The organism is Clostridium niameyense, from assembly GCF_001243045.1.
GTDB classification, from domain to species: Bacteria; Bacillota; Clostridia; order Clostridiales; family Clostridiaceae; genus Clostridium_F; species Clostridium_F niameyense.
Genome location: NZ_LN849007.1, coordinates 622976 through 646249 on the forward strand (window position 1 = coordinate 622976; position 23274 = coordinate 646249).

The 23274-nt window shown below is 27.9% G+C and carries 20 protein-coding genes; 16 read left to right on the forward strand and 4 right to left on the reverse strand.

Going from position 1 to position 23274, the window contains the following annotated elements; all coding sequences use genetic code 11:
- Positions 1-152 precede the first annotated feature (152 nt).
- The 7 genes from BN1711_RS03940 to BN1711_RS03970 all read left to right on the forward strand — a co-directional run bounded on the left by BN1711_RS03940 (position 153) and on the right by BN1711_RS03970 (position 7114).
- Positions 153-1304 (forward strand): methyl-accepting chemotaxis protein, encoded by a 1152-nt coding sequence (locus BN1711_RS03940; RefSeq protein WP_050606885.1) that lies wholly within the window; start codon positions 153-155, stop codon positions 1302-1304.
- A 176-nt stretch (positions 1305-1480) separates the two neighbouring features.
- Positions 1481-2128 carry a tetratricopeptide repeat protein gene (locus tag BN1711_RS03945; protein WP_050606886.1) on the forward strand — a complete coding sequence of 216 codons (648 nt, stop codon included), beginning with the start codon at positions 1481-1483 and terminating at the stop codon, positions 2126-2128.
- A 103-nt stretch (positions 2129-2231) separates the two neighbouring features.
- On the forward strand, positions 2232-2585 hold the full coding sequence (locus BN1711_RS03950; protein WP_050606887.1) for a hypothetical protein: 354 nt from the start codon (positions 2232-2234) through the stop codon (positions 2583-2585).
- A 379-nt stretch (positions 2586-2964) separates the two neighbouring features.
- A complete protein-coding gene (locus tag BN1711_RS03955; protein WP_050606888.1) occupies positions 2965-3960 on the forward strand; it encodes an ABC transporter substrate-binding protein in 996 nt (331 codons plus the stop codon).
- On the forward strand, positions 3960-4739 hold the full coding sequence (locus tag BN1711_RS03960; protein ID WP_050606889.1) for an ABC transporter permease: 780 nt from the start codon (positions 3960-3962) through the stop codon (positions 4737-4739). The genes BN1711_RS03955 and BN1711_RS03960 overlap by 1 nt, the downstream gene beginning before the upstream one ends.
- A gap of 10 nt (positions 4740-4749) precedes the next feature.
- The gene (locus BN1711_RS03965) at positions 4750-5505 is read left to right on the forward strand and encodes an ABC transporter ATP-binding protein (protein WP_050606890.1); all 756 of its coding nucleotides are present in this window, start codon (positions 4750-4752) and stop codon (positions 5503-5505) included.
- Between the two features lie 433 nt (positions 5506-5938).
- Positions 5939-7114 carry a class I SAM-dependent methyltransferase gene (locus tag BN1711_RS03970; protein ID WP_050608428.1) on the forward strand — a complete coding sequence of 392 codons (1176 nt, stop codon included), beginning with the start codon at positions 5939-5941 and terminating at the stop codon, positions 7112-7114.
- 118 nt (positions 7115-7232) lie between these two features.
- Here the strand turns inward: BN1711_RS03970 and BN1711_RS03975 are convergent, their stop codons facing one another.
- Both BN1711_RS03975 and BN1711_RS03980 read right to left on the reverse strand, forming a co-directional pair.
- Entirely contained in the window at positions 7233-7463 is a 231-nt protein-coding gene (locus tag BN1711_RS03975; RefSeq protein WP_341472988.1) for a glutaredoxin domain-containing protein, read from the reverse strand.
- 2 nt (positions 7464-7465) lie between these two features.
- Complete coding sequence (locus BN1711_RS03980) at positions 7466-8401, reverse strand: NAD(P)/FAD-dependent oxidoreductase (protein ID WP_050606891.1); 936 nt, start codon at positions 8399-8401, stop codon at positions 7466-7468.
- 327 nt (positions 8402-8728) lie between these two features.
- Between BN1711_RS03980 and htpG the strand changes: the two genes are divergently transcribed.
- The 8 genes from htpG (at position 8729) to BN1711_RS04020 (ending at position 19252) form a co-directional block, all read left to right on the forward strand.
- The gene (gene htpG / locus BN1711_RS03985) at positions 8729-10603 is read left to right on the forward strand and encodes a molecular chaperone HtpG (RefSeq protein ID WP_050606892.1); all 1875 of its coding nucleotides are present in this window, start codon (positions 8729-8731) and stop codon (positions 10601-10603) included.
- Positions 10604-10812: 209 nt separating this feature from the next.
- On the forward strand, positions 10813-11565 hold the full coding sequence (locus tag BN1711_RS03990) for a DeoR/GlpR family DNA-binding transcription regulator (protein WP_050606893.1): 753 nt from the start codon (positions 10813-10815) through the stop codon (positions 11563-11565).
- The gene (pfkB, locus tag BN1711_RS03995) at positions 11562-12467 is read left to right on the forward strand and encodes a 1-phosphofructokinase (RefSeq protein WP_050606894.1); all 906 of its coding nucleotides are present in this window, start codon (positions 11562-11564) and stop codon (positions 12465-12467) included. The genes BN1711_RS03990 and pfkB overlap by 4 nt, the downstream gene beginning before the upstream one ends.
- Before the next feature lie 94 nt (positions 12468-12561).
- Positions 12562-14445, forward strand: a complete 1884-nt coding sequence (locus BN1711_RS04000; protein WP_050606895.1) for a PTS fructose transporter subunit IIABC — start codon at positions 12562-12564, stop codon at positions 14443-14445.
- A 149-nt stretch (positions 14446-14594) separates the two neighbouring features.
- On the forward strand, positions 14595-15821 hold the full coding sequence (locus BN1711_RS04005) for an ABC transporter substrate-binding protein (RefSeq protein ID WP_050606896.1): 1227 nt from the start codon (positions 14595-14597) through the stop codon (positions 15819-15821).
- A gap of 3 nt (positions 15822-15824) precedes the next feature.
- The gene (locus BN1711_RS04010; protein ID WP_050606897.1) at positions 15825-16526 is read left to right on the forward strand and encodes a GTP-binding protein; all 702 of its coding nucleotides are present in this window, start codon (positions 15825-15827) and stop codon (positions 16524-16526) included.
- Positions 16519-17550 (forward strand): ATP-binding cassette domain-containing protein, encoded by a 1032-nt coding sequence (locus BN1711_RS04015; protein WP_050606898.1) that lies wholly within the window; start codon positions 16519-16521, stop codon positions 17548-17550. The genes BN1711_RS04010 and BN1711_RS04015 overlap by 8 nt, the downstream gene beginning before the upstream one ends.
- A gap of 262 nt (positions 17551-17812) precedes the next feature.
- On the forward strand, positions 17813-19252 hold the full coding sequence (locus BN1711_RS04020) for a DEAD/DEAH box helicase (protein WP_050606899.1): 1440 nt from the start codon (positions 17813-17815) through the stop codon (positions 19250-19252).
- Positions 19253-19318: 66 nt separating this feature from the next.
- On the opposite strand, the gene BN1711_RS04025 is transcribed toward BN1711_RS04020, so the two are convergent.
- Together BN1711_RS04025 and BN1711_RS04030 are read right to left on the reverse strand one after the other, a co-directional pair.
- The gene (locus tag BN1711_RS04025) at positions 19319-21322 is read right to left on the reverse strand and encodes an oxidoreductase (RefSeq protein WP_050606900.1); all 2004 of its coding nucleotides are present in this window, start codon (positions 21320-21322) and stop codon (positions 19319-19321) included.
- 181 nt (positions 21323-21503) lie between these two features.
- Positions 21504-22628: a hypothetical protein gene (locus tag BN1711_RS04030; protein WP_050606901.1), complete on the reverse strand. Its 1125-nt coding sequence runs from the start codon at positions 22626-22628 to the stop codon at positions 21504-21506.
- A gap of 142 nt (positions 22629-22770) precedes the next feature.
- Between BN1711_RS04030 and BN1711_RS04035 the strand changes: the two genes are divergently transcribed.
- Positions 22771-23265 carry a hypothetical protein gene (locus BN1711_RS04035; RefSeq protein WP_050606902.1) on the forward strand — a complete coding sequence of 165 codons (495 nt, stop codon included), beginning with the start codon at positions 22771-22773 and terminating at the stop codon, positions 23263-23265.
- Positions 23266-23274: the final 9 nt, after the last annotated feature.

Here is a 23274-nt window from a genome sequence, read left to right on the forward strand (position 1 = left end):
AGAACAAAATAAAAATAAATGTGAATATTATAACAATAAATTAGCAAAAATGTAGCAAAATATTGTATTTTTATGTATAATTACAATATATAGTATATATGTTTAATAAAAGGATATTTTAAAACTAATATTTAATATGCGGAGGAATTCATATGATTTTACTAAATCAACTAGATAGTTTAAAGGCATTAGCTGAGGTAGAAGCAAATATAATTCAGGGAGGAATTATATTTGGGATAATAGAGAGAGATACCATAACTTGGGTAAAGTCCTCGGATTCACTTAATATTCATTTGCTTAAGGTAGGAAACAAGTTAAGTAGTAATAGTACTACTCTTGTTGCAATGCGTAATAGAGAGGTTTTATCTCAAGATATTGAACGTTCTGTTTATGGTATTAGATTAACTGTTACATCAATTCCAATTGTGGATGAAGAAGATAATGTAGTGGGAGCTTTTGCTATGGCAATTCCAAAGCTGCATTCTATAGGTAAGTCTTTCAATATTTTTGCACCAATGCTAGGAGAAATGTTTCAAGAGGGAGCATTTTTGTTTGCAACAGACTTAGAAAAAGTTGCCCTAGTACGATCTTCAAAAAAATTCAATGTTTCAACTATACAAATAGGGGATGAACTTAAGGAGGAGTTTATAACAACTCAAGTAATAAAAACAGGAAAGCCCAAGGTAGAGCATATAAGGACTTTAGAATATGGAGTTCCTGTTATGGTATCTGCATATCCTTTATTTGATGAGGAAGACTCAAATAGAGTGATAGGTTCTTTTTGTATAATTATGCCACAAGAACTTGCAGGTAAATTACGTATACTATCAGATAATCTTGAAGATAATCTTGCAGAAATTTCTTCTACTATTGAAGAATTAGCAGCTTCAGCATCTGAAATACATACTAATGAGCAAAATTTAAACAATGGTATAAATGAAATAACAACTGTTACAGAGGAAATAAATGAAATATCTTCTTTTATAAAGAAAATAGCTGATGAAACAAAAATGCTTGGATTTAATGCATCTATTGAGGCTGCTAGAGCAGGAGAAACTGGTAAAGGGTTTGGAGTCGTAGCGAAAGAAATAGGAAGATTATCAGAAAAAGCCAAAAGTACAGTTCCAAGAATCACAAAGTTAACAGATAATATTAAAGTAAAAGTAGATGAAGTTAGTAAAAAAAGTCAAAGTTCATTAAGTTCTAGTGAAGAACAAGCAGCTGCTTCAGAGGAAATTACGGCAAGTATAGAAGAAATAACATCTATGTCTGAGGAACTAAATACTATTGCACAACAATTATAATTAAGAATGTAAAAGTGTACTGAATATGTAAAGACAGTACACTTTTCTTTAAAGTTTTAGAATATATAATTAAAGAAAAATATATTGAAAAATATTAAAAAAACATATATTATTAAATAATATGATATTGATATTCGTTATCGTAAATTTGTAAGTGATATAAAAGGAGTGCTTATATGAAGTATAAAATTTCTAATAATAAAAGTTCGAAAATTCAAGAAATAGATAATAAAAAATTATTTAATATTTATTATAAAAAAGCTACAGAACAAGAAGATATGGATTCTCAGTATAATTTAGGATACATGTATGAAAAGGGTATAGGAGTTAATAAAAATATTGTAGAAGCAATAAAATGGTACACCAAAGCAGGAGAGCAGGGGGATGTAACAGCTCAATATATTTTAGGAGCTATATATGAATCTGGATTAGGCATAGAAAAGGATTATAAAAAAGCTGTTAAGTGGTATACTAAGGCGGCAGAACAAGGAGATGCAGATGCTCAATATGATTTAGGTTGTATGTATAGAAATGGACTAGGAGTTTTAAAGGATAATAAAGAAGCAGTAAAGTGGTATACGAAGTCAGCAGATCAAGGGGAGTCTATTGCTCAAGCTAATTTAGGATATATGTATGCAAATGGATTAGGTGTAGAAAAAGATTATAAAAAAGCTATGAAATGGTATAAGGAAGCAGCAATTCAAGGGGATAGAACTGCTCAAAATAATTTAGGATATATGTATGAAAATGGATTAGGTGTAGAAAAGGATAAAGAGGAAGCAACAAAATGGTATAAAAAAGCTTATACTAAAAGAGATTTATAAGTATGAATAAAAAGTCATGAATTTTATGCTATTGTTTTAAATCTTTATGGTACAATAAACATGAACTTTTAAATAAAGTACATATAATTAGGAGGAAAATAGCATGAAGTTATGGAAAAAGTACAAGCCCTTCATTATATCTTTTGGAATGTTATTTTGGATATTTGCAAAATTTTATAGAATTAAAAGATGGGGAAATATTATATTTTTAATAGCGATTTTGCTTTCTAAAATAGATGATGTTATAGACTATGCAAAAAAGATTGGAACTAAAAAATTTATTCTTTTATCAATTATATTTTTAGCTACATGTACATTAACAGCATTTATTTTTATTGAAATTTCAAGGCGTTTTATATTGTCAGATATTCATAAGGGAATAATTACTATTGTAGGACTAACAATTGATTTGTTAATTATGGGATATTCAACAAAAAAATTTGCTAGTATGTCTTAAAAAAGCATTATAAATTTACATAGTTTAAAATAAAAAAATGAACTGCTAGATTTACTTAATATTTTTATCTAGTAGTTTATTTTTTTTGTATAAACATTTTTATTATAATAATTTTATATAAATATTTTTTTAAAAGTGTTGCAGGTAATATATTAGATAATAACTTTTAATAAAATTACATTTGCAATCTAGAAAAGACTATTATATTTATTGATAAGTGCTTTATTTTATATTTATGAACTAAATAAGAAAGTATAGAAAAATAAAATACTAACAAGCAAATGTATAAGGAATACTTATTAGACACATATAATTTTAACCAATATAATTACAAATAGGTATGCAGAAAAATAACAATTTTGTCTGAAAGGGGATAAATATGAAGAAAAGATTTATTAAGTTATGTGCTATTTTATTTATTTTAATATTTGGGGTTACAGGTTGTGGACAAGCATCTCAAACAAAAGATAAAAAGAAGCCTAATGTTATTAAAATAGGATATGTTCCAAGTGCAGGAATATTGCAAGTATTACCTATAGTTGCAAAAGAAAAAGGTTGGTTTGATGAGGAGTTTAAGGGTTCAAATACTAAAATAGAATTTACTGAATTTAAATCTGGTCCAGTTTTAATGGAAGCTTTTGCATCCAAAAATATAGATATAGGACATATAGGAGATCAGCCTATATTTTCATCTAGGGCCAATGGAGTTGATGTAAAAGCTATAGCATTGCATTCTCAAGGAGATAAAAATTACGGATTAGTAGTTACAGAAAAGTCTGGAATTAAAAAAGTGGAAGATTTAAAAGGAAAAAAGGTAGCAGTTACTTTAGGTTCCATAGGTCAACGTATATTTAATTTATATTTAGAAAAATATGGACTAAATCAAAAGGATGTAGAGGTAATTAATGTGCCACCTGCTGATATAAAAAATACATTACAAACTAATAATGTAGATGCGGCAATTATTTGGCAACCGTGGATCGGAGCAATTGAAAAAGAAAAAATAGGAAGACAAGTTGCAGATACAAAGGGATTAAAAGTAAATGTAAATATAACAATTGCAACTGCAGATTTTATAAATAAGTATCCAGAAGATACAAAAAAACTCCTTAAAGTATATTTAAAAACAGAAAAATGGGTAAATGAGAATAAAAAAGAAGCAGCTAAGATAGTAGCTAAGGTTATGAAGATGGATGAAAATATAGTATTTGAAGCTATGAAAAAAGAACAGTATGTTGTAAAAATATCACCAGAAGCTATAGACTCTATGGAAGATACATCTAAATTTTTAGAGAAAATAGGAGTAATTAGGGAACCTGTACCAGCTAAGGACTGTGTAGAATTGAAGTTCTTAAAAGAACTAGGGGTACAATAATGAATTGTAATTCAAAAAAGTTCAAAAGAACCATTAGATCAATAATAGCCCCTATAGTATTAATATTAATCTGGCAAATATCAAGTTCTAAAGGAATTATTCCAATATATATATTGCCAAAGCCAAGTAAAATAGGAAAAACATTTATGGCTATGTGTTTATCTGGGGAGTTATTTGCTCATATTGCTATTAGTATCATTAGGGTGTTAGAGGGATTTTTTATTGGAACAATTTTAGCCTTAATAATAGGAATATTATGTGGTTTATATGAAAAAATAGATGATTATTTAAGTTTAATAATAGGATTTTTGCGTCCTATACCTGTTCTTGCATGGATTCCACTTTTAATTTTGTGGTGTGGAATTGGTGAAACCTCTAAGGTAGCGTTAATTGCTATAGGAACTTTTTGGACTGTATTAATAAATGTTATATGGGGAATAAAAAATACAGATTACAAATTATTAGAAGTAGCGTCTATATTGGAAAAGGATAAAAAAACTTTATTATTTAAAGTTATATTACCATCTTCCATGCCTTCTATATTTACAGGCATGAGATTAGGTATTGATATGGCTTGGCGATGTGTAGTTGGAGCTGAGATGATAGCTGCATCTAAGGGCGTAGGTTTTTTAATAAATTATGCAAGAGATATATCCCAGCCAGATGTGATGATTGTGGGTATGATTTCTATAGGGATTATAGGTATAATTATAGAAAAAATACTTAGATTACTAGAAAAATCAATATTAAAGTGGAATGTAAATATGGATAAGGATTAAGGGTGAGCATATGAATTTAAAGAGTGAGGATATTCTTGAAGTTAAAAATATTTCAAAAGCTTTTAAGGTAGATTCAAAGGAATTTAAAGTATTAAACAATATTAATTTTTCAGTAAGATATGGAGAAATTATATCTTTTTTGGGACCAAGTGGATGTGGAAAAAGTACATTATTAAAACTAATAGCTGGTCTTGATAGTGAGTATAGTGGAGAAATAATTTTTAAGGGAAATCACATTAAAGGTCCAAGCTTAGAAAGGGGTATGATTTTCCAAGAACCTAGGTTATTTCCATGGCTTAGTGTAGAAAACAATGTAGGTTTTGGATTAAGGGAAGATATCTCTAATATTGAAAGGAAAAAGATCATAGATAACCATTTAGAATTAGTAGGTTTAACAAAATTCAAAAATGCTATGCCACATCAGTTATCTGGAGGAATGCAACAGAGAATAAGTATTGCAAGAGCTTTAGTTAATAAACCTGAAATATTATTATTAGATGAACCTTTTGGTGCATTAGATGCTATGACTAGAATAAACATGCAGCAGGAAATATTAAATATATGGAAAAAGGAAAATATAACCATGATTTTAGTGACTCATGATATTGAAGAGGCTATCTTAGTATCAGATAGAATTATGGTTATGTCTAATAGTCCTAGTAGTATAAGAAAAGTTATAAATGTGAATATAGAAAGAATGGAAAGAAGAAATTCTGGAAAAGTTATAGAAATTAAAAATTATATATATGATGAGTTTTTTAAATAATGTTTTACTATAATATTAATAATAAAATGTATTGAAGTTTTATATTAAATTTCGCAAATAGAAGAAGTAGGGTCTACTATAATGAAGTAATAGCAGTAGATAATAAATCAGAAAGATTATGTAATTTATTTAAAAATGTTTTAAATTTATAATATATTTAGAAGAAACTGTGTGAAAATAAAAAGGTGAAAAGTTTTTATTTTCATACAGTTTTTTTATTGATATATGGAAAATTTCTATGAATTAGTTATGAATTTTATTTTTATAAATAATGTGTTAAAAGTAAATTTATATGGGATATTTAAGAATAAAATATAAAATTTTGGTTATAAATTAAAATAATATAAAATTACTTTTAAATGTATGAAAATTAACACATCTTTTAAATATATACAGTTTTGTATACAAAACTAGATGAAAGGGGATGCTTGCAATAGAGAAGTTTTTTATAAAGAAGTTTCTCAAAGGAATTTCTACAGAAACTTTTAAGATTAAATTTTGGGATGATACAGAAGAAATTATGGGTGATGGTAAAGTTGCTTTTGCAGTAATTTTTAATAAACCATTAAAGAAATCTGAAGTCTTAGAAGATGCTTGTTTAGCATTTGGCGAAGCATATATGAATGGAGATATAGATTTTGAAGGGGATCTTCAATTTATATTAGAATCTATATATAGAAATAAAAATAGTTTTTTACATAGTCACAAATTACTTTCTAAAATTATAAAATTAAAAGGAACTTCAATGAAAAAGCAAAAAGAAGATATATCTTATCATTATGATTTAGGAAATGATTTTTATAGTCTATGGCTAGATGAAACAATGAGTTATTCTTGTGGATATTTTAAAAATGAAGACGATACTTTATATGATGCGGAAATGAATAAAATTCATTATATATTAAAAAAATTAAACTTAAAAGAAGATCAAACTTTATTGGATATAGGTTGTGGTTGGGGATATCTTATTATAGAAGCAGCTAAATTATATAAGGTAAAAGCATTAGGAATAACTTTAAGCAAGGAGCAATACGAAGAAGTTAAAAGAAAAGTTAAAAATGAAAATTTAGAAGATTATGTAGATGTTAGACTTATGGATTATAGAGATTTAGAAAAATCTAAGCTTAAATTTGACAGAATAGTAAGTGTAGGAATGCTTGAACATGTAGGAAATTCTAATATACCATTGTATTTTAAAAATATAGATAAAGTTTTAAAAGATCAGGGGATATTTTTATTACATTTTATAACCGGTATGTTTGAGACAGAAGGAAATAGATGGATTAAGAAATACATATTTCCTGGGGGATATATACCTACTATAAGGCAAGTTACAGATGTATTTACTGATTTAGATTTTCATATAGTAGATCTCGAAAGCTTAAGACTTCATTATATGAAAACACTAATGTGTTGGGAAGAAAATTTTGAAAATAATTTAGATAAAGTAAGAAAAATGTTTGATGAGAAGTTTATAAGAATGTGGAGAATGTATTTATGTTCTTGTGCGGCATCTTTTCATTATGGAGTAGTAGATATACATCAATTTTTACTTACAAAAGGATTGAATAATGATATTCCAATGACAAGAGATTATTTATATAAATAATTTAATAAAATTATATTATATAAATTAACAAGATTTAACTTTTATAATAATTAAATCTTTAAATATGAATAAAAAAACTTGATGTAAGCTTTTAATAAGTTTACATCAAGTTTTTTATTTATAGCTTAAGCAATTCATCTAACTTATCTTTTTGAAATCCTATAATAACTTCACCGTCAATATCTATAACAGGAACAGATTTTTGGTGAGAAATTTCAAACATTTTTTGTCTACCTTCTAAATCACTTTCTATATCAATAGTTTCATATTGTACATTTTTTGAATCAAGATATTTTTTTGTCTTTTCACACCAAGAGCAAGTAGGAATAGAATATACTTTTACCAACATAATCACTCCTTTATAGAATTAATATATTTTTCAGCCATAAGAGCAGATATTGTACCATCGCTTACTGCTGTAGTAAGCTGTCTAAATAATTTAGTTCTTACATCACCAGATGCAAATACACCATCTATATTAGTTTTTGTAGTTTCATCTGCTAATATGTTACCAAATTTATCAAGATTTATATAAGGTTTGAATAACTCAGTATTAGGTATAAATCCAATATATACAAAGATACCATCTACATTTAATTCTTTAGTTTCTGTAGTTTTATTATTTTTTATAGTTATTTTTGACAAACTGTCTTCACCATGAGCGTGAGTTATTTCACTGTTTAATATAATATCTACTTTAGGATTATTGAAAATCTCTTCTTGAATTTTCTTTTCTGCTTGAAAATAATCTAGCTGGTGTATTAGTGTAATTTTACTTGCATATTTACATAAAAATTTAACAGCTAAAAGTGCTGAGTTTCCTCCACCAACTACAGCAATATGTTTTTCATTATACATATGGCCATCACATAGTTCACAATAGTGAATGCCTTTGCCATGAAATTTTTTTTCTTCTGGTATAGGCAGTTCTCTCCTTTTAGCTCCAGAAGCTATAATCACGACTTTGGGATTATATATATGATTTTCTGTTTCTATTATTTTTTCATGATTAGTAAGTTTTAATGATATAATTTTATCGAATTCATCTATAGTACAACCAGAATAAAGTGCTTGATCTTCAAATTTTTTTATAAGTTCTATGCCATCTATAGATTTAAAGCCAGGGTAATTTTCTATTAAAAATGCATCTCTAATTTGTCCTCCGATAAACTCATCTTCTAGTATAATTGTGGATAATTTAAACCTAGATGAATAAATACCAGCAGTTAGTCCTGAAGGACCGGCTCCAATAATTAATACATCTATATTTTTCTTTGATTTATTCATTTTATAACACCTCAGTTTATTTTAAAGCTAAATATATTTTCTACTTTAAAAATTTAAATATACTTATGATGCATTTAATATAACTTTAAATTTTAATAAGATAAATTTAAAAATATATTATATAATAAGAATGTTAAATTTAAGAAAAATGAATTTAAAAAATATATAAATTATAAACAAATAAATTATTTTTAAAATTTGCATTTGCAATATGGTTGACAAATAAGTTAAAATATGTTATATAAAGACTAGGGATTAGCACTCGATTAATGAAAGTGCTAACAAAAATATTTTTTCGTTAGTTTGTATGTGGGAGGAGAGATTAATTTGGAAAAGAAACAATTTAAAGCAGAGTCTAAAAGGCTACTAGACCTTATGATTAATTCAATTTATACTCATAAAGAAATTTTCTTAAGAGAACTTATTTCTAATGCTAGTGATGCTATTGATAAGATTTACTATAAAACATTAACAGATGATTCTTTAAAATTTGAAAAGGACAATTATTATATTAAAGTAACTTCTGACAAGGAAAATAGAATAATAAAGATTTCCGATACAGGTATTGGAATGACAAAAGAAGAGTTAGAAGAAAACTTAGGAGTTATAGCTAAAAGTGGATCACTACAGTTCAAAAAAGAAACTGAGCTAAAAGAAGGCTATGATATAATAGGACAATTTGGTGTAGGATTTTATTCTGCATTTTTAGTAGCAGAAAAAGTTACTGTTATAAGCAAAGCTTTTGGTAGTGATGAGGCTTATAAGTGGGAGTCAGAAGGTGCAGATGGATACACTATAGAGCCTTATAATAAGGAATCCTATGGTACAGAGATAATACTTAAAGTAAAACCTAATACAGAAGAAGAAAATTATGATGAATATTTAGAGGAATATACATTAAAATCTATAATTAAAAAGTACTCAGACTTTATTAGATATCCTATAAAAATGGATATAACAAAAACAAAAGCTAAAGAGGGTAGTGAAAAAGAAGAAGTTGAAGAATGTAAAGAAGAAGAAACAGTAAATAGTATGGTTCCTATTTGGAGAAAAAACAAAAGTGAACTTAAAAAAGAAGATTATGAAAACTTTTATTCAGAAAAACATTATGGTTTTGATAAACCAGTAAAATATATTCATACTAGCGTAGATGGTATGGTAAGTTATAATGCAATTTTATTTATTCCAGAAAAAACACCTTTTGATTTTTATACAAAGGAATATGAAAAAGGTCTAGAGTTATATTCTAATGGTGTTTTAATTATGAATAAATGTTCAGATTTACTACCAGATTATTTTGGATTTGTTAAAGGTATAGTAGATTCTGAAGACTTATCCCTTAACATATCTAGAGAAATATTACAACATGATAGACAATTAAAGCTTATAGCTAAAAACATAAAAAATAAAATAAAAAATGAACTAGAAAGCTTATTAAAAAATGAAAGAGAAAAATATGAAAAGTTCTATGAATCTTTTGCAACACAATTAAAGTATGGTATATATAGTGACTTTGGAGCTAATAAGGAAGTATTACAAGATTTATTAATGTTCTATTCTTCAAAAGAAAAGAAAATGGTTACCTTAGCAGAATATGTATCTAGAATGCCAGAAGATCAAAAATATATCTACTATGCTGTAGGAGAATCTACTGATAGAATAGAGAAGCTTCCACAATTAGAAGCAGTAGAGGATAAGGGGTATGAAATATTATACTTTACCAATGAAGTAGATGAATTTGCAATAAAAATGTTAATGAATTACAAAGAAAAAGAATTTAAATCTGTATCTAGTGGTGACTTAGGTATAGATAATGATAATAAAGATAATGAGGAAACTGAAGAAAACAAAGAATTATTTAAATCTATGAAGGATATTTTGTCGGATAAGGTTAAGGATGTTAGAGCATCAAAAAGATTGAAAAATCATCCAGTATGTTTTGCAAATGAGGGTGAACTTAGTATTGAAATGGAAAAAGTATTAAATTCTATGCCTAATAACCAAAATATAAAAGCAGATAAGGTATTGGAGATAAATGTAAACCATCCAGTATTTAAATCTTTAAAAGAATCCTATGAAAAGGATAAGGATAAACTTAATTTATATACAAATTTATTATATAATGAAGCTCTACTTATAGAAGGATTAACTATAAATGATCCAGTAGAGTTTACAAATAATATTTGCAAATTAATGGTATAAAGATATTGTAAAAATATATTAGCTTAATAAAATGCATTAGTTTATAGAGTGGTTTCTATAGCTAATGCGTTTTTATTTATATAATTAGGATATAATGGAATAAAATTTAAGGAAAATGAATGATTATGATTTATTCTGCTTTATTTTGATTGAAAATGATTGACTGTGATTAAAAATAGTTGTATTATTTATATAAGGAAGTGATGAAAATGTTAACAGAGGAAAGACAAGAGTTAATTCTTCAGGAATTAGAAGCTAATTCAGTAGTTTATGTTAGTGATTTAGTTGAAAAGTTAAATTCATCAGAGTCAACAATTAGAAGAGATTTAAATGCACTTCATAAAGAGGGAAAACTTAATAAGGTTCATGGAGGAGCCATGGCTATAGATAAAGATATAAATACTAGAGATGATAAAGTTACTATACGTAAGAACTTAAAAACTAGTGAAAAGATGGCAATAGCAAAATATGCGGCTTCACTTATAAAGCCTTATGATTTTATTTATCTAGATGCAGGAACTACTACTGAAATTATGATAGATTTTATAAAAGAAAAAAATGCAGTTTTTATAACTAATGGTATAGCTCATGCTAAAAAGCTTATTGAAAAAGAGTGTAAAACCTACATATTGGGTGGAGAAGTTAAATGGATTACGGAAGCCATTGTAGGAGTAGAAGCAATTAATAGTCTAAAGAAATATAATTTTACTAAAGGATTTTTTGGAGCTAATGGTATATCTGAAAATAGAGGGTATACTACGCCAGATATTAAGGAAGCTTTAGTGAAAGAAGAAGCCTTAAACAGAACTAAGGATGCATATATACTAGCAGATGAATCTAAATTTGATGAAATAAGCTCTGTAATTTTTGCAGATATTGAGAATGCAAAAATAATAACAACAAAACTTTCTAATGATAAATATAAAGAATTAACAGAAGTTATGGAGGTGTCAAAGCTTTGATTTATACAATTACATTTAATCCAGCTTTAGACTATGTAGTTAAAGTAAACAATTTTAATGTAGGAAATTTAAATAGAACGTCTTATGAAAGCATTTATGCTGGTGGTAAGGGAATTAATGTTTCTATAGTTTTAAATAACTTAGGGGTAGATAATATAGCACTTGGATATATAGCTGGTTTTACAGGAGATGAAATTGAAAGAAGAGTTAAAGATAAAGGATGTAATACAGACTTTATTAAATTAAAAAATGGAATGTCTAGAATTAATGTAAAACTAAAATCTACAGAAGAATCAGAGATAAATGGTAGAGGACCAGATATAGATGAAGATGCTTTAAATAATTTATTTAATAAATTAGATAAATTAAAAGAAAATGATATTTTAGTGCTTGCAGGAAGTGTGCCAAATACTCTTCCTAAGGATATATATGAAATTATTATGGAAAGACTTATAGAAAAGAAAGTGAAATTTATAGTGGATGCTACAGGCGAACTTTTATTAAAGGTTTTAAAATATAAACCCTTTTTAATTAAACCAAATCATTATGAATTAGCAGAATTATTTAATGTAGAAATTAAAAATCAAGAAGAAATTATTGAATATGGTAAAAAACTACAACAAATGGGTGCTGAAAATGTATTAATCTCTATGGCAGGAGATGGGGCAATATTTATCTCATCTACGGGACAAGTAGTAAAGAGCCATGTGCCAAAGGGAATATTAAAAAATTCTGTAGGAGCAGGAGATTCTATGGTGGCAGGTTTTATAGCAGGTTACTTAAAAAATAATAACTTAGAAGAAGCTTTCAAAATGGGAGTTGCAACTGGCAGTGCTAGTGCATTTTCAGAAGATTTAGCAACTTATGAACAAGTTAAAGAGCTATTAAAACAAATATTGTAAAAATAGCTTTGTTAATTATAAGAAATATATTTAAAAGTTATAAAATTACTAGATAACTTATTTTAAAAGATAAGAATAAAAGGGAGGAATGTGTATGAAAATTACTGATTTATTGAAGAAAGATGCAATAGAATTAAACCCTAAATTGGAAACAAAAAAAGATGCTATAGATAAATTAGTAGGATTAATGGATAATACAGGAGCCTTAACAGATAAGGAACAATATAAAAATGCTGTATTAGAAAGAGAAAAATTAAGCACTACTGGTATAGGAGATGGAATTGCAATACCTCATGCTAAATCAAAAGCTGTCAAAGAGCCAAGACTTAGTGCTATGGTAGTTAAACATGGATTAGATTATGAAAGTTTGGATGGTAGTCCATCAAAATTGTTCTTTATGATAGCTGTTCCGGAAGGAGAAAATAATTTTCACTTAGATGTACTTGCAAGACTTTCAACTATGTTAATGAATGAGGAATTTAGAAACAGTTTAATAAATGCAAAAGATAAGGAAGAATTTTTAAAATTAATAGATAATCAAGAAAATGATAAGATAGATAAAGAGAACAATAAGGAAGAAAATAAAGGATACAGAGTACTAGCTGTTACTGCGTGTCCAACAGGTATAGCTCATACCTATATGGCAGCAGAAAGTTTAGAAAATAAGAGTAAGGAAATGGGAATATCTTTAAAGGTTGAAACTAACGGTTCTGGTGGAGCTAAAAATGTTTTAACTAAGGAAGAAATAAAAAATGCTGAATGTATAATAGTAGCAGCAGATAAAAAAGTTGATATGGCAAGATTTGAAGGAAAAAGAGTTATTGAAACTAAAGTTGCTAATGGAATACACAAAGCTGAAGAATTAATTAATAAAGCAATAAGCGGAGAAGCACCAATTTATCATCACCATAATAAAAGTGAAGATAAAGAAAGCTTTGAAGAAAAAGAAGGAATAGGTCGTCAGATTTATAAACACTTAATGAATGGTGTATCACATATGTTACCATTTGTTATAGGTGGAGGTATATTAATAGCTTTAGCATTTTTATTTGATGATTATAGTATAAATCCAGCAAAGTTCGGTTCTAATACACCATTTGCAGCGTTTTTAAAAGAAGTAGGTGGTACAGCTTTTGGATTTATGTTACCAGTTTTAGCAGGATATATTGCTATGAGTATTGGAGATAGACCAGCTTTAGCAGTTGGTTTTGTAGGTGGTATGCTTGCAAATTCAGGTGGATCAGGATTTTTGGGAGCACTTTTAGCAGGTTTTATAGCAGGATATTTAGTTTTAGTACTAAAGAAAATATTTTCAAAACTTCCTCAAAGCTTAGAAGGATTAAAACCAGTACTTCTTTATCCGTTCTTTGGAATACTTTTAATAGGAGCGATTATTATGTTTATAATAAATCCTCCAGTTGCAGCTTTAAATAATGGAATAACAAATATTTTAAATAATATGGGAAGTAGTAGTAAAATAGCTTTAGGTGCTATTTTAGGTGGTATGATGGCCATAGATATGGGTGGTCCAATAAATAAAGCAGCCTATGTTTTTGGTACAGCTTCTTTGGCTAATGGTCAATTTGAATTTATGGCAGCGGTAATGATAGGCGGTATGGTTCCACCACTTGCTATAGCACTTGCTACGACTTTCTTCAAAAATAAATTTACAAAACGTGAAAGACAATCAGGATTAACAAACTATATAATGGGACTTTCATTTATAACAGAGGGAGCTATTCCTTTTGCAGCATCAGATCCATTAAGAGTAATACCATCTTGTGTGGTAGGTTCAGCGGTTGCAGGAGCATTATCTATGGCATTTGGGTGTTCTTTAAGGGCTCCTCATGGTGGAATATTTGTATTACCTGTTATATCTAATCCATTAGGTTATTTTATAGCTTTAGTTGTAGGTTCTATAATAGGTATGTTAATTTTAGGAATGTTAAAGAAAAAAGTTAATGATAATAAAAAATAATTAAATTATATAAATAGGCTATATAAGTTAAGGTTTAATACTTATATAGCCTTATTTTTATATGGAAATATTGGTAACATAAGATACTGAATTTATAAATAAATAATGATAAACTAATAATAAAATTAGGTTTAATGGAGGATTTTAATATGGGAAATAAGTATTTTAATATAAAAGATTCATTATTTGATATTACAGAAAAATATGATGAAGCTATAGATTTATTAGTATCTTTAGGCTTTAAAAATATAAAAGAAGAAAATCAGAGAAAAACTTTTGGGAAATCCATATCGCTAGAAAATGCTTTAAAAGTAAAAAAAATAAATATAGATAAGTTTGTAGAGAAACTAATAAATGAAATTGAAAGAAATAAAAATAAAACTCAAGGATCATTAGATAAAACTCAGAGTATAAAAATTGCAGGTGTACTACCTTGTCCTGTAAGATTCCCATTAACAGAAGCTTTTGAAGGGTGGTTGGAGGAAAATAAGAGTGATTTTGATTGTAATATAGAATATGAACTAAAGCCAGCATCTGTAGGAGTTAATTGGTTAAAGGATTTTTTACAAGATAATTCACAAGATAATTTACCAGATATATTTATATCTGCAGGTTTTGATTTATTCTTTAGTGAAGAATTATTTGGAAAATATAAAACTCAGAATGTATTTGAAGATATTACGGAATATGAGCATTACAATAAGGATTTTGAAAATGAATATATAAATTTAAAAGATCCAGATAGACAGTATTCTATGATAGGTGTTGTACCTGCAATTTTTTTAGTTAACAAAGAGGAGCTTAAAGGAAGAAAAATGCCTACTAGTTGGGAAGATATTTTAAAAGATGAATTTAATCATAGCGTAAGTTTACCTGTAGGGGATTTTGATTTGTTTAATTCAATACTTTTAAATATATTTAAAAAATTTGGAGAAAAAGGAGTAAAAAAGTTAGGGGAAATACTTCAAAGAAGCATGCATCCATCAGAAATGGTTAAGTCTAACATTGGAAAATCAGAAAAACCTACAGTCACAATAATGCCATACTTTTTTACTAATATGATAAAAGAAAATGGACCAATGACTCCAGTATGGCCTAAAGATGGAGCTATTATAAGTCCTATATTTATGTTATGTAAAAAAGAAAAAGCCAATAAAATAAAATTTATTGTAGACTTTTTCTCATCTAAAAAAGTAGGAGAAATTTTATCTCATAATGGTAAATTTCCAAGTGTCAATCCTGAAGTGGAGAATGGAATTTCAGAAAATAATAAATATATGTGGATTGGATGGGATTATATACAAAATAATGATATAGCAGCTCTAATAAAAACATGTAATAGTGTATTTAATAAATCAGTGAAAGGAGAATTATAATAAATGAATTTAGTAACTATATCAGGACCACCTTCATCAGGAAAGACCTCTATAATATTAAAATCTATTGATGCTATAAAAAAGACAGGTCTAACTGTAGGTGTTGTGAAGTTTGATTGTTTATATACAGATGATGATGTTTTATATGAAAAAGCAGGAGTACCTGTAAAAAAGGGATTGTCAGGAGCTTTATGCCCAGATCATTATTTTATAAGTAATATTGAAGAAGTAATAAAGTGGGGTACGAATGAGAAACTAGATTTATTAATAACAGAAAGTGCAGGATTATGTAATAGATGTTCTCCTTATATTAAAGATATTAAATCAGTATGTGTAATAGATAATTTAAGTGGTATTAACACTCCTAAAAAAATAGGACCTATGTTAAAAGCTGCAGACATTGTAGTTATAACAAAAGGGGATATTGTATCTCAGGCAGAAAAAGAAGTTTTTGCATCAAAAATTAATTTAGTAAATCCTAAGGCATTAATAATGCATGTTAATGGGTTAACAGGGCAAGGTGCTTTTGAGTTTAGTACTTTATTGTATGACAAAAATGCAAATATAGAAAGTATAAATGAAAAAACATTAAAGTTTCCAATGCCGTCTGCTCTTTGCTCTTATTGTTTAGGAGAAACAAGAATAGGTGAAAAATATCAGTTGGGAAATGTTAAAAAAATAGAATTAGGTGATAAAAATGATTAAAATAGATCAATTAGAAGTTATGAAAATTAAAGAGATAGAAAAAAAGTACCCATTTATATTAGGATTTTTTGAAAGCAATAAGTTAGATATAAAAGGATATGAAGATTATACCTTTCAAAATTATTTAAGAAGTTTTACGCAAGAGGATATAGAGAACTTAGCACTAGATGTAGAAAAAATAAAAGTAGATTTTGAAGAGTATATTAATCAAATGATTGAATTTTTAGGATTGGAAAGACAAAATGTGGAGTCTTTAACTATATTGGCTGGGAAAGATAAGCTTGGAAATGTAGAAAATTTTAAAAGTCTTACTATTAATAAAAGCGAAATAATTTCAATAGTTGGCCCAACAGGTTCAGGAAAAAGTAGGCTTTTATCTGATATAGAATGGGCAGCTAATGGTGATACTCCAACAGGTAGATCTATTTTAATTAATGGAGAGATACCAGATAAAAGTCTGAGATTTTCAACTAGTAATAAGTTAGTAGCTCAACTATCTCAAAATATGAATTTTGTAATGGATTTGACTGTAGAAGAATTTTTAAGATTGCACGCTAAAAGTAGAATGATTGATAATGAGGAGAAAGTTATAGAAAAAATAATAGATGCAGCCAACGAACTGTCAGGTGAAAAGTTTAATTTGAAAACTCACATAACAGGATTGAGTGGAGGACAGTCTAGAGCTTTAATGATAGCTGATACAGCTATACTAAGTACTTCACCTATAGTACTTATAGATGAGATAGAAAATGCAGGTATAGATAGGAAAAGAGCTTTAAACCTTTTGGTTAATGAAGAAAAAATAGTTCTAATGGCAACACATGATCCAACTTTAGCTTTGATGGCAAATAAAAGAATAGTAATTAAAAATGGAGGTATTGAAAAGATTATAAGGACTGAAGAAGAGGAAAAAAGTATATTAATTGAGCTGGAAAAGATAGATAATATTATAAATGCTATGAGAAGTAGTCTTAGAGAAGGTAATATATTAAAAAAGGAAATGATATTAGAAAATTTTAAATAAAACTTGTGTATTTAACTATAGATATAAAAATAAGTCGCTTTTTAATATAAGAGACTTATTTTTTATTAAATTTTACTATATAATTTTTTAGGTTTTGAGTAACACTATTTAATTAATTTAAAGTAGCTATCATTCTTTTAATTTGATAAGATTGTTGTTCAGTTATGATATAATTATGAAAGCTATAATTTAAATATAAAAAACCAATACTAATATACAGATAAAATTTTCTAAAGAATGTTAGAAATAAGGAGAAGACAAAATGAATGAATTAAATTTTGAAGATCTTGGAATAGACAAAATGATATTAAAATCTTTAACAAGGTTAGGATATAAAAAACCAACCGAAGTTCAAAAACAGGTTATACCTAATATCCTTAAAAATAAAGATGTAATAGTTAAATCTAAAACAGGAAGTGGAAAAACTGCAGCTTTTGCAATTCCTATATGTGAAAATATTTATATTGAAGAAAATAAACCTCAAGTGTTAGTTCTTACACCTACAAGAGAACTATGTGTTCAAGTAAAAGAGGATATAAAAAATATAGGTAGGTTTAAAAAAATAAGAGCTACCGCTATTTTTGGAAAACAACCTTTTAGTGTTCAGCAAAAAGAATTAAAACAAAGAGTTAATATAGTTGTAGGAACCCCTGGAAGAACTTTAGACCATATAAATAGAGGAACACTTAAAGTTGATGACATTAAATATTTAATTATTGATGAAGCTGATGAAATGCTTAATATGGGATTCATTGATGAGGTAAAATCTATTATCGACAAGTTGCCACAAAATAGAGTAACTATGCTTTTTTCTGCTACAATATCTGAAGAAATAGAGCATTTATGTAAAAAATATATGAGTGAACCCATTATTATAGAAGTTAATCCAAATCAAATAACGGAAAAGAACATAGAACATACATATTATGAAGTAGATGAAAAAGAAAAATTTAAATTTTTAAAAAAGATACTTATAAAAGAGAATCCAGATAGCTGTATTATATTTTGTAGAACAAAGAAAAACGTAGATACGCTTTTGAATTTATTTAACAAAGAAAAATATCCTTGTAAGGCTTTGCATGGAGGAATGATGCAAAAGGATAGATTAAATGTTATGGATGAATTTAAAAGAGGAGAGTTTATGTATTTAATAGCTACAGATGTAGCGGCTAGGGGTATAGATGTAGAAAATGTAACTCATATAATTAACTATGATATACCTTTAGAAAATGAAAGCTATGTTCATAGAACTGGGAGAACTGGTCGTGCAGGAAAAAAAGGAAAAGCTATAAGTTTTGTAACTCCTTATGAATATGATTTCTTTAGAAAAATTGAAGAATATATAGGCTTAAAAATACCTAAAGGAGAAGAAATAACATATGAAGACATTGACATAAGTAGTTTTAATAAAAAAATAAATTCATCTGTGAAATCTAAAAAAGTTAAAAGTGATGAGCTAAATAAAGATATTATGAAAATATATATTAATGCGGGTAAAAAGAAAAAAATAAGACCAGGAGATATTGTTGGTGGAATAACAAGTATATCAGGAGTTGTAGCAGACAATATTGGGATAATAGATGTACAAGATAATTTTTCTTATATTGATATATTAGATGGAAAGGGGAAAAAAGTATTAGAGGGATTAAAGACTGTTACTATAAAGGGCAAGCAGGTTAGAGCAGAAAAGGCAGCAAAATAAATTAAATGTAGAGTTATTATAGGGTGAAAAATATAGGTAGTTGTTAAATAACAACTACCTATATTTTTATATGTTTCTAGCTACCTCAAAAGCATCCCAAATAGCTGACATAATATTTTTAACTTCTCGAGCATCTCCTAACAGATAAATTTCTTTATTATTGAATTTCAAATCATTATATAGTGTTTTTTCAGGAGAATATCCAACAGCTAAAATTACAGAATCAGCATTAACCGTGAATTCATTTCCTTTTTGGTTTATTATAACTTTATTGTTATCTATGTTAGATATTGTGGAATTAGTTTTAATATCAACTTTATAAAATTTTAGTAAGTCCTTTAACATTTGGCTATTAGCATGGCATATAGAAGGACCTGAAGCTAGTAAATCATTAAGGTATTCGACGATAGTAACCTTTTTACCTTGCTTTACAAGCCAAAGTGCAGTTTCACATCCTACTAATCCACCACCTACTATAACTACTGAATCACCAGATTCTTTATTTTTCAAAAGTATGTCTTGAGCGGTATAAACTTTATCTTTATTACCTTTTAAATCTAACATTTTAGGAATAGAGCCTGTAGCAATAATAATTACATCGGGATTTAATTTATTAACTAAATCTTTTGTAACAGTAGTATTAAAATTAATTTTAACATGGTTTTCTTTAAGTTCATTTTCATACCATTTTATAAGATTTCGGTCATCTTCTTTAAAGTCAGGAACACTACCTGGTATAATATTACCACCTAATTTATTGTTCTTTTCATATAGTGAAACCTTATGCCCTCTAATTGAAGCTACTCTTGCAGCTTCACATCCTGCTATTCCACCACCTATGATTAACACATTTTTAATATGTTTTGCAGGTTCTAGTTGAAAATCTTTTTCTCTACCAGTAGATGGATTTACAGCACAAGAAATAGCTCCACCTAATTGTAACCTACCCATACAGCCATCTTGACAAGATAAGCATGGACGGATTTTTTTAAGTTTTTCTTCTTTTATTTTAAGGGGAATATAAGGATCTGCTAAAAGGGGTCTACCTAAAGCTATCATATCTGTTTTATTATGATATATAGCATCGCTAGCAAGGGTAGGGTTGTCCATTCTTCCAGCAGTAATTACAGGAACATTAAGTATTTTTTTGAGTTTTTCATTTAACATAAGATAAGGGGCTTTTTCAAAGTACATAGGGGGGTGATTCCAATACCATGAATCATAAGTTCCTGCATCAGAATTAAAGGCATCGTATCCAGCTTCCTCTAAGATTTTAGCAACTTTAAGACCTTCTTCAAGATCACGACCTTGTTCCTTAAAGTCTTCACCTGGAAGGGCTCCATCATTTAAACCTTTAATATAGCTTTTAACACTATAACGTAGTGATACAGGGAAATCTTTACCACAAGTTTCTTTTATTTCATTAAGAATTTCTATAGGGAATCTTAATCTATTTTCTAAGTTTCCTCCATATTCGTCAGTCCTTTTGTTAAATAAAGTCATAGTGAATTGATCAAGAAGATATCCTTCGTGTACTGCATGTACTTCAATACCATCAAAGCCTGCTTCTTTTGCAATTGCTGCAGATTCACCAAATTTTTTTACATAGGTTTTAATTTCATCTACTGTAAGTTCCCTACAAGTAATACTAGGAATCCATTTATGAGGGATGGGTGAAGGTGCTACAGGTTTAGAGTTAGTAACTACGCCAGGTATGCTAACACGGCCAAATCCAGCGCTTAATTGAAGAAATATTTTTGCATTGTAAGCATGAACTCTTTCTGTAAGTACTTTAGATGTTCTTATAAAATTTGTGGGATTCAGTGTTGGGCAGGGCATTGAAGGCATAACGCATTTTTCTATATCGTTTTCAACATAAGTAACACCAGTTATTATTAATCCGGTGCCACCCTTAGCCCTTTCAACATAATATTCAATACCTTTCTCATTAAATGTACCATCTTCACAGCAGAGACCACTAGGTCCCATAGGGGCCATTGCAAATCTATTTTTGATTTGTACATTACCAATATTTATTGGTTCAAATAAATTTGAATATTTATTCTTCATAGAAAAGACCTCCTCTGTAAAATATTTACTTAACAACTTCAATATAGTATATTGTTATATCTATGTCAATAAATAAAATACATTATTTTAATAAATATATATAAGAGTAAAAAAAGTTAAACTTTAAGAATATAAGCTTGATACTTTTATTCTTAAAGTTTAACTAGATAGGAATTATTTTTTAACTAGTAGGTTCTAATACAAAGGCCTTAGCAAAATAACGACTTTGATAGTCAAAAGGTCTTGGTTCAAAACCTGCTTTAGCAAAATTAGCTACATAGTTTCTATTTGGATCATTGAAGACATTAACTTTTGCCTTTAATGGGTCTGCCGCACCTATTTTATATTGTTCAACAAATTGATAAGTAGATATTCTTTGAGTTCTGTCTTGAGCTTTGAAGTTTACTGTATCTGTTGTAGTTATTTGGCTTGTTATAGATACACTTCCACCAAATGAGCTTGATAATTGGGCAGAAAGCTCTGTAGATATTTTTCCGATACCTTCTATACCTACCTCTACAGCAACTTTTGATCCAATAGTTAAAGACATGGAATAACTCTCTTGTTTTGTTATACCACTGGTAATAGATATGGATTTGCTAGCTGTTGATCCAGGATCAATGTTACTAAATTCAGTTAAGAGATTCCAATAACTTGTATTATCTATAGTACTTCCTTTACAAGCAGGATCATTTTTGTCTAATAATAATGTAAACAAAAGATTACCTTTTTTGAAAGGTCCATTCCATACTAGGGTTTCTGTAAATTTGTTATTTTGATCAAGATATCCTACACGATCAGGCAATTTAGGTAAAGTAAATTTTTCATTGCCATCTTTTGTAGCATAAAAGAATATAGGGATATAATCAATTAAAGCACCGTTGGCATTTCCTACAGTTAACTTAGTAGGAAATCCAGTATAAAACCAATTAGGATCTATTTTTGGAAAGACTGGTGCTATAACTGTTCCGTATCCAGGTTGGGCTCCACCACTGACGCCTTTAAGAGCTGCCATAGGTTTGAAGCCACCGGAAGTATTCATAAGTAATTCGCTACCACTATTAATAGGAGCACGATATTTATTAGGATATTTTTCTAAATAGCCTTGGTATATGTTATTATACATAGGCATAGTAGACTCATTAGGATTCATATAGGATATATTTACCACAGAGTACATATCCAATATTGATGGAATCCACATATTATTGTACCAATAATGGCAATATAGCCATCTACCAGATTTATAGCTAGGTTTAATCATAAAAGTCATATTATTATATAAGGTTACATAAGCAATATTCATATAAATCCTCCAATAAAGTATATCTAAGGTATACTATGCTATATATTTATAATTGTGAATAAAGTAGTTTTATTAATTATTTAATCACATATAAATTTTATAAGAATATTATATCTATATAAATATTATTGTGGAGGTAACTATGCATAACCAGTTTTGGAGACAAACAGCTTTTGATAGACCAATAGATATGTATATAAATAATAATACTGATTTACAATTTGAATTGGTTAAAACAGATTTGCAAAGTGGAATGTTGGAGATTTATCCACCTAATAGCATACCTCCAGGTGGAAGTGTGCACTTTAAGGGGGATCAAACTGGACTTGTAGGCTCATCTGGATTTGTAACATATAAAAGTAAATTTTCCAATTCTACTGTTTATATATCATTTTATTGGAGTCATCCAGAGGGTGCAACAGCTAGTATCTATTATGGTTACTCTAGTCCATATGGATTATTCTATGTAACACCCAAAAATAATTATGATCCAAATCAAAAGCCTACCAATCAAAATGCAGTATTAAAAAATTGGATTACTAATGAAAATGAGTATGAAAATGTACTTACATTAAATCCTCCAGGAATTAGTCAATCTGTTACCTATACAATACAATATAGTTTAGGTCATAAATAAGTAGATATA